This is a genomic window from Rhizobium sp. R634 (assembly GCF_002211305.1).
In the GTDB taxonomy this organism is placed as follows: Bacteria; Pseudomonadota; Alphaproteobacteria; order Rhizobiales; family Rhizobiaceae; genus Rhizobium.
Genome location: NZ_LOKW01000024.1, coordinates 324,142 through 338,102 on the forward strand (window position 1 = coordinate 324,142; position 13,961 = coordinate 338,102).

Genomic DNA, 13,961 nt, shown 5'->3' on the forward strand with positions numbered 1-13,961 from the left:
GCTCATCAAAGGTAGTTTACTAGACTCAACTGCTGTATCTTCGAGACGATCGTGTAGGCGGTTTCAAGCTGGGTTTCCAAAGTCTTGACCAGGGTCGAGGCTTCGTAGGGATCAACGCCCTGCAGATCCACGAGCTTGTTCTTGATGATGTTCGACTGTGCATCGAGCGCATCGTTGGACTTCTTGACGCGCTCCTGGGAAAGGCCGAGCTGACTTGCCTGGGTCACGAGGCCTGTGGTCGCCTTCGTCGTGTAGCTGATCGCCTGCTTTGAAACCGTGCTCATCGCATCGGTGCTGAGGTTCTGGCTAAGCAGCGCCGAAGTCATGACCGAGGCGAGCGCGAAGTAGCGCATGCCTTCGGAATTGGCGTTGGTCGAGGATTCGATCACTTCCGAGTTGCTGATGCGGCTCGTCATGTTTTGGCTCGACGCCTGCGACCAGCCCGTCGTCGGATCGGTCCAAGCGGTCTCCGTGAACATCGTCTCGACCTGAGTCGTGATGAAGGTTTCCATCTCGGCGCCGGTCAGCTCGTTGACCGGTTTCGTCAGGCTTGCCGCATAGGCGTTCAACCTCGTAACGATTTCCGCGCTCGTCGCCGTCGTCTTGTCGGTCAGCGGCTGCACATCCGTATTGATGCCGGAGAACAGATATTCGCCGTTCACCATGGTGTTGGACGTATCCATCATGGTCGAGAGAGCGCTGGTCGCCGACTGGATGGCGACGGTGATGCTGCCGGGATCGCGGCTGCCCTGGAGCGCCGTCAGCTTGGAAACGAGGCCATCGCCGACGTCCTTCATCTTCGACAGACCGAGCTGCGAGGATTCCATACGCGCCGTGACAAGCGAATTGCTTGATTTGATCGAGTCTATCCTGTCGACCTCGCGGCTGAAGTCCACGCTCCTGGCGGCATTGCCGCCGAGCGAGACACCGATATCCGCATAGACTCCCGTCGTTGCTTCCATCGTCGCCTTGGTCATCTGATTCTGCGCCTGACGGATCGTCAACCGCATCGCATTCTGAATGGCCGAACTTGAAATAAATGAGCTCTTCATGGCTTAACTCGCAATATCCAGCAATGACTTCAACATCTCGTCGACGGCGTTCAGGATCTTCGTCGCCGCCTTGTAGGACTGCTCGATGTCGAGAAGCAGCGTCAGTTCTTCGTCGAGATTGACGCCGGTCTCGTTGGAATAAGCTTCATCAGAGCGCGACAACGCCGCCGAGGTATTCTCCGCCGCCGTCGTGGCGTTGCTGCGGTACTGCTCGAGCCAGCCCAGCGAATTCGTGGCGTATTCCATGATGCTGACGTTCGAATCGATGCCCGTCGTGGCATCGAAGCCGACCGGCGTTCCCGCTGCTGGATCGAAATCGATGTCGGAGCTCATCGCGGTATATAGGCGATCAAGTTCAGTTGTGTAGCCGCTGACGTGGGTGGGGTTCGTGACCAGGCCCGTGGCGTTGACGCCGCCGTCGCGCAGGCGCATCGGATCGCCGCCCTGCGAGGTAATCACACGGGCGCTGACTGTGATGGTCGCCGCCATGCCGGCGACGGCCGTGCCGCCGGTATCAACCGTGCCGCCGCTCCAGGTGAAAAGTCCTGGCACATAGGCCGGGGGCGCTGCCGTGTTCTGCTCCTTGAAGAGCGAAACAAGGCCGCGGGCGACTTCGTCGAGCTGCTTCTGGAAATTGGGAGCGATCTCGTCGCGGATCTGCAGGAGCGACTGCAGGCTCCCCTGCCCCGTCGTCGTCGAGCCCTTGCCGAGCGGCAGCGCGACGCCGTCGATATAGATGGAGTTGCCGACGGTCGTGGCGGTATAGACATCCTGGGATTTGAACGTCACCTTGCGCGGGATGGTCTCGAAGAGGATCGTCCCGTCAGGGGTGCTCAGCACCATGTCGTTATTGTCGCGCGTCGTCGCGCTGACGCCGACGATCTGCGAAATCTGCTTGAGGACCTTCTCGCGCTCGTCAAGCGCGCCGGATGCATCCGCACCGGAAGCCGTGGCGGTCTTCACCGCATTGTTGGCCTTCTCGAACTGGCTGAGAAGCGTGTTCAGCGTATCGACCGCAGTGCCGATCTGCTTATCGGCCGTGGCGCGAACGTCCTGCACGGCTTTCGACGCGTTGTTCAGCGAGTTGGCGACGTCCTGGGCAGCGGTGATGGCGCCCTGAGCCGCGACGGTGCTGCCCGGCGAGGTCCTGAAAGCCTGAAGCTTCTGCTGGAAAACACCGAGATAGGTGGACGGCGACGTTTCGTAGTCGTTGCCGCCCATGATCGATTTCAAGTCCTCGAGACCACCCAGCAGGGTCTGCTGGGCGCTGTCCTGAGAAGAGGTCTTCAGATATTGGCGCAGCAGGGCATCTTCCTGTGCACGGTTGATCTGGACGACCTGCGCGCCATTCAAGGACGTGGTAAGCATCGCCTGCCGGCGCACGTAATCTTTGTTGCCGGCATTCGAGATATTGTTCGATACGACACTGCTCTGAGTGCCAGTATTGTTGAATATGCTCTGCGCGGTGTTAAGTGCTGACGTGAGCGACATGGCTTACCAGTACCCTACTTATCTCTTGAGGTTGACGAGTACGTCCATGATGTCGGAACCCGTCTGGAACACCTTGGAATTGGCGGTATAGCTGCGCTGCGATTCGATCATTTCGGTCAGTTCGCCGGCGAGGTCGACGTTCGAACCTTCGAGGGCGCCCGATTTGATCGTGCCGAGACCGTTGGTCTGCGGGAAGCCGGTGACGGTGACGCCCGACTGGCCGTTGGCGCTGTAAACGTTGCCGCTCATCAGCGTCAGCTTGTCGGGGCTGGCGACGTTGGCGAGCGGGATGCGATAGAGCGGCTTTGTGCTGCCGTCCTCATACTTGGCATAGACAATGCCGTCGCCATCGATGGTGACGTCCTTGACCGGGCTCGCGGCCTGGCCGTTCGGCGTGCCGGTGCCCGAAAAGGCCGCGCCAAGCTGGGTGAAGCCCGAAAGATCCATGTCGATCGATAGGCCGGTCACCGGATCGACGATAGTTGCGGAACCCGTAGAGTTGGTAATCTTGCCGGTGGAATCGAAGTCGAGCTGGGTCGTAGCGACTGCGGCGCTGGTGTAGGGGAAGGAGGTCGTTCCGCCGGCGGCCGCATCAGCGTTGCGGAAGATCGCAACCTCCCAGCTGCTGTTAACGGCGGGAGGTGCCGGCGGTGGCGTCGCCGCGACCGAGGTCTTCGTGAAGTAGAAGTCGTACATCACCTTGTTGCCGAGAGAGTCGTAGGCGACCATCGAGAACTTCTTGGTGTCGGTTGTCGTAGTACCAGTAGCGCCGTTGTCGCTCGGAAGCGTCGCAGGAGCGACCGGAGCAATATTAGCGCCGGAATCGAGGTTGCCCTTGAAGATCCCTGATGTCGAGGCGATGGCCGTCAGCCCCTCTTGGTTGACATTGACAGGTACGAGGCCGTCGAAACCGTTGACGACGACAGCAGGAGAGCCGGCATCGTAGGAGTAACCCATCAGCTGGAAGCCGGCGGCATTGACGAGGTTGCCTTCATCATCCTTCTGGAAGTCGCCGGCGCGGGTCAGAACGGGCGTGCCGTCGGCACCCTGAACGATGAAGAAGCCATCACCTGAGATCGCGAGGTCAGTGGTGGAGGTGGTGTACGAGATATCGCCCTGGTCGGAGACGGCCTGGCGGACGGACGTCTGAACACCGCCGGAATTGTAGTTGCCGCCCGAGGAGGGCAAAACCAGCGTCGAGAAGCTCGTCGACACGGCCTTGTAGCCGGTGGTGTTTACGTTGGCGATGTTGTCGGCGACGGTGCTGAGGCGGTTCGCCTGCGCGTTCATCCCCGATACTGCCGTCTTCATGCTGCCGAAAATGCTCATCTGAAAACCTCGTTTTACCTGTTAAGCTCAAGAGTATTTGGCGGGCCTTGCGTGAAGCTGTCTGTTATGCGGACAGCGAGGCCAAATATTCAACTTCAGCCGGGCGTTTCCGTCCGGCTGAAAAATCAAGCCCAATCAATGCAGTAACCAAGGAAGCGCTTGGAATCGACCGGATCGACGCCGAGCTTCTTGCGCAGCTTCTTGCGCAGCTTCGAGATGTGGCTTTCGACGACATTCTCCTCGACCTCTTCGTCGAAGATGCCGTAGATGGCGTTGAAGATCTGGGTCTTGGTGACCCGGCGACCTCGGTTGGCGATCAAATATTCGAGGATGCGCCGCTCGCGCCGGGGAAGCGCGAAGACCTCGCCGTTGATCTCGGGATCACGGCCATCCGAAAAGACGCGGATCGCGCCGATATCGGTATGGTTGGCAATCGCCTTCAGCCGGCGCCGGATGGCCGCCGCCCTCGCGAGGATCTCACGGGGGTGAACCGGCTTGCGCACCACGTCGTCGACGCCGCAATCGAAAAGCGCAAGGGTATTTTCGAGCGACGGCTGATCGCTGACCGCGATCACCGGCGCCATCGACCGATCCCGGATTGCCCGGGGCAGCTCCAGACTGCGCTGGCCCTGGCCTATGAGGAAAGCCTCGACGGCCGCAATGTCGGAATCCGCAGCGGTCTGTACCCACTCGCCGAATTCCGCTGGATCAAAGCCGGTCGAGGGAATGCCCTCACGGCCAAACAGAGATGTGTATCCATCTTTTACGAGCTCACGCTCATCAACCACTACGATCATTCGTCCGCCTCCGAATCAGTGTGGCACTTCGATGATCTATGGGTACGAATCGCACGAATCGGCGACAACTCGTTAAAGTTAATGGCAGAAATTAATAATTGATTAAGATCTCGGTGGCGATTTGATCTATATCTAGTAGGAGCGCCTGTTTATGCACACAAAAATTTCGTGGAAAAGTTAACGCTCCCTTAATTATGACTTGCGCACAGGATTCCTGCCGGATTCCTGCCGTATTATGACACAGTTTCGTCACAATGGGCCGCTTCAATTTTTGATTGAATTAGTTTCGGCAGAAGCTACTCGCATTGGGAGTCCACTTGCCATACCCCGTGGCGACCAGATTGGTGATGACGCGACAGACATATCGCTTCTGGGCGGGGTCGTTGTTGGGGCCGGCATGGTATCTGGCTACCGCCATCGTCCAGGTTTCGTGCCGATCATGGAGGTTGCGGAGGAATTTCGCCGCATACTCCACGTTGCGATGCGGGTCGAACATATCCTCGGCGGAGCCGAAATTCTCACCATGATAGTAGTGGTTGATCTGCATGCAGCCGATGTCGATGAGCTTTGCGCCGCTCCTTCGGGCGACATCGAACTGCTTCATCGCATCCTGCTCGGAGGGCGGAAAGATTGCCTTGCCCTCGACATTCATGGCGTAGGGATAGAGCGACCCCTTGCGGCCGGTTTCCGTCAGGCCGACCGAATAGAGAATGCCTTCCGGGATGCCGTATTTGGCAGCCGCCGACTGGATTTCGCGTTCGCAGGCGCCGGTGGAGGCTGATACCTCAGAGGTAAACGCCACCAGCGCCGCTGCTGCCAGGCCGGCCAGCATAAACGTCTTCGATACCGGTCTCGCCTGCGCCATTGAAGCCTCCATCCGTCCGCTGCGCCGTCTGATTCTGGCGCTCTCGCGCCGCGCCGCCCTGCCCCTGCTGGGCAAGCGACTGCTGCTGGGAGGCCTGGCCCTGGCTGCCTGCCTGGTTGCCCGCATCGGCACGCTCGACGGGCGCCATGCTGACCGTCACGTTCTCGATCGTGTAACCCTGGCTGCGCAACGCTTCGAGAATCTTGCCGTGATCTTCCTTCAGTTGGCGGTAAGCCGCGCCCGTCTCGACCTTGAGATCGACGTTCAGCGCGTCGCCGGACAGGCGCATGGTCGCCGTCACCAGGCCGAGATCGATCGGGTTCATCTGGATCTTCAGCGTATTAACCACCTTGCCGGTGCTCGTCCACTCCGCCGCGTTGGACAGGGCCGAGCTCGGCTGCATGGCTCGCGCCCATTCGGAGTCGCCGGAGAGAGCGGCCGTGACGGCGGCAGAATTCGAATTCTGCGCCAGGCCGATATAGCGGCGTGATTCGAGGACCGAAACATTTTCGAGATCGGCCTTTTTGGACCCGTCCTTCGGTCCTGCTTGGTCCGCGCCGATATGCATATCCATCGATACGCCGCGGCCATCGGCGCGGCTGATCCTGAACGTCCTGCCATCGGCCGCGTCGGCATTCTCCGTTCCCGGAAGCATGGCGTCGTCCGCCTTGCCGCTCTCGACGCTGCTGACGGCCGCCAGTGCATCGGTCGCGTGGCCGTCGGCCTTGGCGTTGATACCGTCGATTTTCCTGTCTGATGCAGCCGCCTCATCAGCCTTGGCCGACGCCTGATGCGCAACGACTGCCGCCGGCAAAGCCGCAGCACCTTCGGAAGGCTCCTGCTTCAACAGGCCTAGGACATCGGAAATACCGCCGTCGTCGTCACCGCTGCTCTCCTTATCCGCATCCGTTTCCGATGCTTCGGCCTTCACGTGCTTGGCGCCTTTGGCTGCCTGGGCGACATCGGCTGCAGCGGCGTCTTTCGGATCGAGCGTGCCGAAAGCGAGATCGGCCGACATTTTTGCCTGGTTCTTTGCAGGCTTTGCCGCGACCTTTCCAGCATTGGCGAGATCGGTGATTTTCCCCGGCTCCACTTCCGCCTGCGCCTTCAGCGCGGCATCGCTGAGATCGATCAACGGCTTTGCGCCGCGGCTGCGGATAGCCCGCGCCGTCTTTTCCGCCGCACCTTCGGCAACCGCGCCCTCGTCCGACTGCGCCTCATCAGACTCGCTGTTGGCCGCGCCGCCGCTCGCCTTGGCAAGCGCATCGAAGAACCCGTTTTTCTGGTCGGCGGCATCAGCCTTTCCGCCCTGGCGCGCGGATTTCGCGGCCGCGGCCGTCTCCGTACCAGGGGCTCCGCCCGAAACGCTCATATCCATCATGTTAATTGCCTTCCTGCGCCAGAAGACTGTCGATCTCGTCGAGCCTGGATCGACTGGTCGTCACAAATGCGTTGAATGAGGGGTCGGTATCCTGGCTTTGGCCAGTCGATGCCACACCTCCTGGAATAGGCTCGGGATGCGCGCTTGGCGCCCCCGGTTGCGTAGCTAGAGCCGCAGCCTTTTCAGAAGTGATTTCTTGATGCTCATCGTTAGAGGCGGATGCTTGCGTCAGGCTTGCCGGATCTGGCGCGCGCAGGATCTGCTCCGCGACGGATCTCGCCGCCTCCTGCAGCGCCTGATCCCGGGGCGAGAGCGCATTGCCATCGATGCCGCTGACATTTTTCGCCGCCCGGTCGATATCGTCCGTCGGCAAGCCGGCCATGCCGCCATAGAAATCGGCGAGCGGGCCGAAAGCATTGTCGGTTCCCGCACCAAGCGATTGCACGCGTTCCACCGCCATACGCGCCAACTCCGGCTTGCCCGATATTGCCGCGGCGCGGGCAATGCGCAGATAAACCTCGCGCTGGCGCGGAGCATCCATGAACGACAGAATGTCGATAACATCCTGCGGCTTCACATCGTGATCATGACCGACGACGAGCTTGACGAAGAGATCGGCGAACTGACCGGCATAGGGCGAATGCAGGAAGCGCCTGATATAACGCTGCGAATAGGCCATTCCCCTGTCGACCATTCCCTTATCGAGGCAGATGGCGACGGAGCGGCGCAACGCTGCCTCCTCGACGATCGTGCCCGGCGCCGCGAGACGCGCCTGATCGTAAAGATCCAGCGCTTCCGTCGGCTTTGTCGCGATCAGCACATTGCCGCCGATCAGCGCAAGATAAGGGCCGATCTTCTTGTCGCGATATTCCCTGGACGTCTCCTCCAGCGTCTTCGCAACGAGGAGCCCCTTGCCGCTCAGATATTTGCGCAGAACATCGGTGACACGATTGTCGAAATAGCCATTGACGTCGTGGGCGATCAGATATTCGAGCGTCTGCGGATTGCCGCCGCTCATCGCGTAGATCAATGCGGCGTCTACATTGCGGTCGTCGTCGAAGATCGAGGGATCGACAGTGCGCAGCCGCTGATCGATCGTACCCAGCATGAAACGCTGCATTTCGCCGGCCGAATGATCGCCGGCAGCGACGGAATCCTGCACGAACTGCAGCGACCGCAGCATCTTGTACGGCGCAAGATCGTCCGGATCCTCGGCATTGCTTACGGCTGGCGAGAGTATCGCCAGGCCGAGGGCCACAAATCCGAAGGTGCGATGCTGACGGCGCGCCATCCTGTTTTCCTTAATCCGCCTGCACCAGAATCTCGATCCGGCGGTTGGCCGCATCGAACGGGTCAGCCGGCACCTTCAGCCGGCGGTCGGCGAAACCGGAGACCTGAGATATGCGCTTTTCGTCGAGCCCGCCGCGCACCAACATGTAATAGGCGCTCTGGGCACGGTCCATTGAAAGCCGCCAGTTCTCGTTCTGGGTACCTTTATATTGTCGCCCGTCCGTGTGGCCGCGGATAGCCACCGCGCCACCCCTCTCCTTCAGGATCTCGCCGATCTTGCTCATGGCGAGCACCATCTCCTGGCGCGGAACCGCGGAGCCGATATTGAACATCGAGTCGTCGGTCTGGTCGGAGATACTCACCAGAAGCCCGCCTTCGGCTGCCGTCACCGTCAAGCCTTCTGCGAGTTTGCCGGCAACTCCGCCGATCTGCTGGGCGATCTGCTCCTGGAGCTGCCTTGCCTCTTCCTTTTGCTGCTCTTCGGTTTCGGCCGCGCTCTTGTCCGCCTCCTTCTGGTGGTCGGCGTCCTTTTGCGCGTCGGTCTTCTTTTCGTCGGGCGTTTTGCCGTCCCCCTTGCCATCCTGGGCCTGCACCTCGCCCTTCGCGTCCTGGGACGGTTTCTGTTCCGGCACCGGCACCGGCTTCAGATCCTGGGGCGTCACATTCTCGGCCTTGGCAATTTCGGTCGGTTCGCTTTCGCTCGCCTGTTCCTCACTCTTGCCGGGAGGCTGCGACTTGCCTGCCGTCGTAACCTCGACCTGCTTCGTCCAGAAATCCGGATCGAAGGGATCGCGATAGGCCTCGCCGCCATCAGCGCCGGTCGCCGGGCCGGAATCAGCCGCGCCGCCATCGCCCTTGGCGCTGACATTGGCCTGCTGGCCGACTTCCTGCGCGATCTCGGCGAGAACCGAATAGGGGTTTTCGAAGAAGTCGGCTTCCGAATAATTGGTGTGGTCGCCTGAGGTCGATGTCTGGTCGTCACCGTCCGCGGCTGACTTGCCCTCGGTCGGATTTTCTTCCTTCTGCTTCGACTTTTCCTGCTTCTCCTCGCCCTCGTCATTTTTGACGGGCTTCTTCAGGCCCTTCTCGGTCGGCTTTTCGTCGGCAAGCTTGATCGGGTTGAAATAGGTCGCGACCGCAGCCTTGGTCTCCTCGTTGGCGGCATTGACCAGCCACATGACCAGGAAGAACGCCATCATCGCCGTCATGAAATCGGCATAGGCAATTTTCCACGCACCGCCATGGGCGCCATCGTGATCGCCGCCGCCATGTCTCTTGACGATGATGATCTCGTTCTTGCCGTGGTGGTGGTTTTCGCCTTCACTCATTCGAGAACTTTCTTCAAGCTGGCCGCCCAGGCGGACATACGGGTGACGATGACGGATTCGCCGATTTCCACGGCAAGATCGATATCGTCGGTCTCAACGTGGCGAACCGCCGTGGCGTGTTCGCCGAGCTCGGCCTTCAACCAATCGAAAAGCGGTGTCGGCCCTCTGACGACGATCGGTCCGGCCGCGCCTTCCAGGATCGCATCGCGCAGCAGTGCGGCGAGGTTCTCCGCAGCCTTGACGGCGAGCGCGTCGGTCATCACGGGCGCGATTGCCGCCGCGGCACCGGCGCTCACCAGTTCGGCGACTTCCTCGGCGATATCGCGGATACGGGATGCAATCACCGCCGCCGCCTCGACTTCGTAGCGGAGCTTCAGTTCCTCGAGTTCGCGGGCGTGGGCCTCGGCCAGCGCCCGCGCCTCGAGCTCGTACTTTTCCGTCAATTCCGCGGTCGCTGCGGCATGGCCTTCAGCATAGGCCTCGCGGCGCTCCGCCTCGACGTCGATGACAGGCTCGCTCGGCATCTCAGGAAAACCGGCGCCGGCGAAATCATCTACGTCGATGATCGGCGCTGGCGATTCCGGTTCACCGAAATCCTTCAAATACCGGGAAAGCGAAATGCTCATAAAACCCATCCAGCATTGGCGAGGCATGCCGCATGCCCACCCCGCTCAAAATGACCTTGTGCGCCGGCATGCCGTTTCGAAACGGGCAAGGGCTTGGCCTTGCGTCGGCACGAATTCGGACGATGCCTTCATGCCGGAAACTAGGAAGTCAAACTTGCGCGAGGATGAATGGCACTCCCAACGTCCGTGTTCGCGCCTACCTTTACTCCAGCAGAATGAGGATCTTGCTTGCCGCCGTGTTGAGGATCGAGATCGCTTCGACGGCCATCTGCTTCTGCGTCTCGATCGCCTTCTGACGGATCGACGCCTCGTCCATGTCGGTATCGACCAGCGCGCCCACACTCTTGTCGATCGAATCGGACAGGTTGGCGGTGTAATCGATCTGATCGTCGATGCGCGCTTTCATCACGCCGATCGAAGCGGCCGTTGTCGTCAACGTGGAGAGCAAGGAATCGGTGACATCGAGCATATCGACGAGCTGCGCGTCGGTCGTGTTCTTGCCGATCGCGATTTCCGTGCCGGTCGCCGGCGTCGTCGAGCTCGCGTTCAGCAGGTAGTAGTTGCGGGGGCCGGTCCCGCTGTTGTTGATTGCCTGCGCATCGACCGATTTGGTCAACAGGCCGCCGCTGGCATTGTTCTTATCGATGAGAATGGTCTGCGACGATGGAAAATCGATGCTCTGGGCCTGATACTCGCCGGTCGAGGCGCGCACGAAGCCCGAGATGACCGACCATGTCGGGGGGGCAGCAGAATCGCCGTTCAGCAGCCAGTTCTCGCCTGCGAACGACGTCGATTCGACGACCGTCTGCAGCTGCTGCTTATATTCGCTGATCTCGGCGTTGATCTTGTCCTTGTCTGTGCCCGGCTCTCTTGCCGCAACCAGCTTGGTACGGATCTGAGTGATGAGATCGATCGCCGAATTCATCGCCGTATAGGTCGCATCCACTTTCGCGGCACCAAGGCCGAGCGCATCTCCGATCGTACCGAGATTGGTGCTGTCAGAGCGCATGACGGTCGCGATGGACCAATAGGACGCATCATCGGCGGCCGTCTCGATACGATATCCCGAGGAAACTTGCTGCTGGGTCTGGCTGGCTTCTTTATTGATGCTGCGCAGCACCGCAAGCGCATTCACCGCGGCCGCGCTGGTAATCTTAACGGTCATCGACAGGGTCTCGGATAAAGTGAAAGGGCAGGCCGGATTGCCGGCGGCGACTGACGTGGCGTCATGCCTCCGACGGGGGTTCCGTCGGCGTCTCGCAAAAACAAATCAACTCAAGGCGAGGTTAACTCGATACCAAGCTGTTGGGCAAGGGCGCGGCCCACGCGCGCAAACAGCGGAACTTCGCACCAATCAACCTATTGATATAAAATAAAAAACCGCGCCGTTTCGGGCGCGGTTCGTGAGGTTTTCTGCTTGCCGACGGACGGCGGCGCAAGATTCGGTCCAGCTTCAGCCGAGCGTTAGCTGCGGAACAGGGTGAGGATGTTCTGAGCGCTGGAATTGGCGATCGACAGCGACTGGATCGCCAGCTGCTGCTGGGTTTGCAAGGCCGTCAGCTTGCTCGATTCCTCTTCCATGTCGGCGTCAACGAGGCGTCCGACGCCTGAGTCGATCGAATCGCTCAGCGCTCCTACGAAATTTTCCTGGAGTTCGATACGGGTGGAAATCGAACCGAGCTGCGATGCAGCCTTGGTCATCGCTTCCAAGCCGGCCTCGATCGAGGTCAGGGCCATGGAGATCTCAGCCGAACCGAAGGTGCTGATGTCCATCGAATAGATCGAACCGATCGTGCCGTATGAGGTGCCGATAATGCCCGAGGTCGTCTCAATCGTGCCGGTCGCAGTCATGCCGAAGAGAACGTTGCCTGTGGAGCTCGTGTCCAGAACGTAGTCCGTCGTCTTGACCGAGACGTTGCCGTTGCCGTCACGGACGAAGGTCGATACGACGCTCTTGGTGCCGTCAGCGCCGGCAACCCAGTTTTCACCGGAGAAGGAAGCCGACTGCGCGATGCTGAGCAGTTGCTGCTGCAACTGGCCGATTTCTTCCTGGACCTTGGTCTTGTCGACGCCCTTTTCGGTCGCGGCGACGATCTTGGCCTTGATCTCACTGATGACGTCGATTGCACTGTCCATGGCGGAATAAGCGGTATCGACCTTAGCGGCGCCGAGACCGAGAGCGTCGGAAACGGCCGAAAGTGCCTTGTTGTCCGAACGCATGGTCGTCGCGATCGACCAATAGGCAGCGTTGTCGGACGCCTTTTCGACACGATAACCCGACGAGACGCGGTTCTGCGTATCTTCGAGGTTGTCGTTGATACCGCGGAGGGTCTGAAGGGCGGCCATCGCCGCGACATTCGTCAAAATGCTGGTCATGAAATGATTGCCCCTTGTCGGCAGGTGGAAAAAAGGGACATTCCGGAATGTTACCGGGAGCGGGGATCAGCATCATGCCTGTTAACCGGTTGTTAGTATCGGTTAACCCGCCGTCTCGTTGACCTGAGAAAACAGCATTATGGTTAATCAACCGTTAACAGAAATTAAAAAGCCGCGCTCCATCGAAGCGCGGCTCGAATCTCTGGGGTCCGCCGAGGCCGGCGGACCGATGTTTTCTGCGGGTTATTAGCCGCGGAAGAGCGACAGGATGGTCTGCGAAGAGGAGTTCGCGATCGACAGCGACTGGACGGCCAGCTGCTGCTGGGTCTGCAGGGCGCTGAGTTTGGAGGACTCTTCTTCCATGTCGGCATCGACGAGGCGGCCGATACCGGAGTCGATCGAGTCGCTGAGCGCGTTGACGAAGTTTTCCTGAAGTTCGATACGCTTGGAGATCGAGCCAAGAGCAGCGCCGGCGCTGGTCATGGCCTTCAGAGCAGATTCGACGTTCGTCAGAGCGGTCTGGATCTCGCCGAGGGTGAAGTTGGTGATGTCCATCGCGTAGACGGAACCGGTCGCACCATTCGACGTGCCGAGGATACCCGTGGAGGTTTCGACCGCGCCGGCGCTCATGCCGAACAGAACGTTACCGGCAGAGCCGTCGTCGAGAACGTAGTCGGTCATTACGACCGATACGGCGTTGGAGCCGTCGCGGACGAAGGAGGCAACGACATTCTTGGTGCCGTCAGCGCCTGCAACCCAGTTTTCACCCGAGAAGGAAGCCGACTGAGCGATGCTCAGGAGTTGCTGCTGCAGCTGGCTGATTTCTTCCTGGACTTTGGCCTTGTCGACGCCGCTTTCCGTGGCGGCAACGAGCTTGGCCTTGATCTCACCGACAACATCGATGGCGCTGTCCATGGCGGAGTAAGCGGTGTCGACCTTAGCGGCGCCGAGACCGAGAGCGTCGGAAACGGCCGAAAGAGCCTTGTTGTCCGAACGCATGGTCGTCGCGATCGACCAGTAGGCAGCGTTGTCGGAAGCCTTGCCGACGCGATAGCCGGAGGAAACGTGAGCCTGGGTTTCCTGGAGACCCTGGTTGATGCCGCGGAGAGTCTGGAGGGCTGCCATTGCAGCGTTATTGGTGTTGATGCTCGTCATAGTTTGCTTGCCCCTTGTTGGCAGATTTTAGAAAGGGACATTCCGGATTTTCGGCCGGCCCACAGCGATCAGCATCATGCCTGTTAACCATCTCTGTTAGGGTTAACTCGCCGTTTCGATGGGCCTAGAAAACAGCAAGATGGTTAAAGAAAGCTAAATTCAAAATGGAAATAGCGTAAAAATATCTGACACTTAGAAGAATTTTCATTAACCTTATGTTAAAACATTTCGCGGCCGGGGATGACCCGGCCGCGAAACTTGGAAGCCTTGT

12 protein-coding genes are annotated in these 13,961 nt (G+C 59.9%); all 12 read right to left on the minus strand.

Annotation, left to right across the window (positions count from 1 at the left end; genetic code table 11):
• Positions 1-5 precede the first annotated feature (5 nt).
• The 12 genes from ATY77_RS22050 to ATY77_RS22105 all read right to left on the minus strand — a co-directional run bounded on the left by ATY77_RS22050 (position 6) and on the right by ATY77_RS22105 (position 13,690).
• The gene (locus ATY77_RS22050; protein ID WP_088688842.1) at positions 6-1,052 is read right to left on the minus strand and encodes a flagellar hook-associated family protein; all 1,047 of its coding nucleotides are present in this window, start codon (positions 1,050-1,052) and stop codon (positions 6-8) included.
• Between the two features lie 3 nt (positions 1,053-1,055).
• On the minus strand, positions 1,056-2,543 hold the full coding sequence (flgK, locus tag ATY77_RS22055; RefSeq protein ID WP_088688843.1) for a flagellar hook-associated protein FlgK: 1,488 nt from the start codon (positions 2,541-2,543) through the stop codon (positions 1,056-1,058).
• 18 nt (positions 2,544-2,561) lie between these two features.
• On the minus strand, positions 2,562-3,872 hold the full coding sequence (locus ATY77_RS22060; protein WP_088688844.1) for a flagellar hook protein FlgE: 1,311 nt from the start codon (positions 3,870-3,872) through the stop codon (positions 2,562-2,564).
• Positions 3,873-3,997: 125 nt separating this feature from the next.
• Positions 3,998-4,669 (minus strand): winged helix-turn-helix domain-containing protein, encoded by a 672-nt coding sequence (locus ATY77_RS22065; RefSeq protein ID WP_088688845.1) that lies wholly within the window; start codon positions 4,667-4,669, stop codon positions 3,998-4,000.
• Between the two features lie 280 nt (positions 4,670-4,949).
• Positions 4,950-5,534 (minus strand): lytic transglycosylase domain-containing protein, encoded by a 585-nt coding sequence (locus tag ATY77_RS22070; RefSeq protein WP_088688846.1) that lies wholly within the window; start codon positions 5,532-5,534, stop codon positions 4,950-4,952.
• Positions 5,455-6,915, minus strand: coding sequence for a flagellar hook-length control protein FliK (locus ATY77_RS22075; RefSeq protein ID WP_088688847.1), 1,461 nt, complete (start codon positions 6,913-6,915; stop codon positions 5,455-5,457). The genes ATY77_RS22070 and ATY77_RS22075 overlap by 80 nt, the downstream gene beginning before the upstream one ends.
• 1 nt (position 6,916) lies before the next feature.
• The gene (motC, locus tag ATY77_RS22080; RefSeq protein WP_088688848.1) at positions 6,917-8,206 is read right to left on the minus strand and encodes a chemotaxis protein MotC; all 1,290 of its coding nucleotides are present in this window, start codon (positions 8,204-8,206) and stop codon (positions 6,917-6,919) included.
• 10 nt (positions 8,207-8,216) lie between these two features.
• Complete coding sequence (locus tag ATY77_RS22085) at positions 8,217-9,533, minus strand: MotB family protein (protein ID WP_088688849.1); 1,317 nt, start codon at positions 9,531-9,533, stop codon at positions 8,217-8,219.
• Positions 9,530-10,159 (minus strand): hypothetical protein, encoded by a 630-nt coding sequence (locus ATY77_RS22090; RefSeq protein ID WP_088688850.1) that lies wholly within the window; start codon positions 10,157-10,159, stop codon positions 9,530-9,532. The genes ATY77_RS22085 and ATY77_RS22090 overlap by 4 nt, the downstream gene beginning before the upstream one ends.
• 202 nt (positions 10,160-10,361) lie before the next feature.
• Entirely contained in the window at positions 10,362-11,324 is a 963-nt protein-coding gene (locus tag ATY77_RS22095) for a flagellin (protein ID WP_088688851.1), read from the minus strand.
• Between the two features lie 299 nt (positions 11,325-11,623).
• Positions 11,624-12,535, minus strand: a complete 912-nt coding sequence (locus ATY77_RS22100; RefSeq protein ID WP_088688852.1) for a flagellin — start codon at positions 12,533-12,535, stop codon at positions 11,624-11,626.
• Positions 12,536-12,781: 246 nt separating this feature from the next.
• Positions 12,782-13,690 carry a flagellin gene (locus tag ATY77_RS22105; RefSeq protein WP_088688853.1) on the minus strand — a complete coding sequence of 303 codons (909 nt, stop codon included), beginning with the start codon at positions 13,688-13,690 and terminating at the stop codon, positions 12,782-12,784.
• Positions 13,691-13,961: the final 271 nt, after the last annotated feature.

Excerpts from the sequence above, each read along its gene's own strand:
- ATY77_RS22095 (WP_088688851.1), bottom strand. The coding sequence starts at position 11,324 with ATGACCGTTAAGATTACCAGCGCGGCCGCGGTGAATGCGCTTGCGGTG.
- ATY77_RS22075 (WP_088688847.1), bottom strand. The coding sequence starts at position 6,915 with ATGATGGATATGAGCGTTTCGGGCGGAGCCCCTGGTACGGAGACGGCC.
- ATY77_RS22105 (WP_088688853.1), bottom strand. The coding sequence starts at position 13,690 with ATGACGAGCATCAACACCAATAACGCTGCAATGGCAGCCCTCCAGACT.
- ATY77_RS22060 (WP_088688844.1), bottom strand. The coding sequence starts at position 3,872 with ATGAGCATTTTCGGCAGCATGAAGACGGCAGTATCGGGGATGAACGCG.
- ATY77_RS22050 (WP_088688842.1), bottom strand. The coding sequence starts at position 1,052 with ATGAAGAGCTCATTTATTTCAAGTTCGGCCATTCAGAATGCGATGCGG.
- ATY77_RS22090 (WP_088688850.1), bottom strand. The coding sequence starts at position 10,159 with ATGAGCATTTCGCTTTCCCGGTATTTGAAGGATTTCGGTGAACCGGAA.
- motC (WP_088688848.1), bottom strand. The coding sequence starts at position 8,206 with ATGGCGCGCCGTCAGCATCGCACCTTCGGATTTGTGGCCCTCGGCCTG.
- ATY77_RS22065 (WP_088688845.1), bottom strand. The coding sequence starts at position 4,669 with ATGATCGTAGTGGTTGATGAGCGTGAGCTCGTAAAAGATGGATACACA.
- ATY77_RS22085 (WP_088688849.1), bottom strand. The coding sequence starts at position 9,533 with ATGAGTGAAGGCGAAAACCACCACCACGGCAAGAACGAGATCATCATC.
- ATY77_RS22100 (WP_088688852.1), bottom strand. The coding sequence starts at position 12,535 with ATGACCAGCATTTTGACGAATGTCGCGGCGATGGCCGCCCTTCAGACC.
- flgK (WP_088688843.1), bottom strand. The coding sequence starts at position 2,543 with ATGTCGCTCACGTCAGCACTTAACACCGCGCAGAGCATATTCAACAAT.
- ATY77_RS22070 (WP_088688846.1), bottom strand. The coding sequence starts at position 5,534 with ATGGCGCAGGCGAGACCGGTATCGAAGACGTTTATGCTGGCCGGCCTG.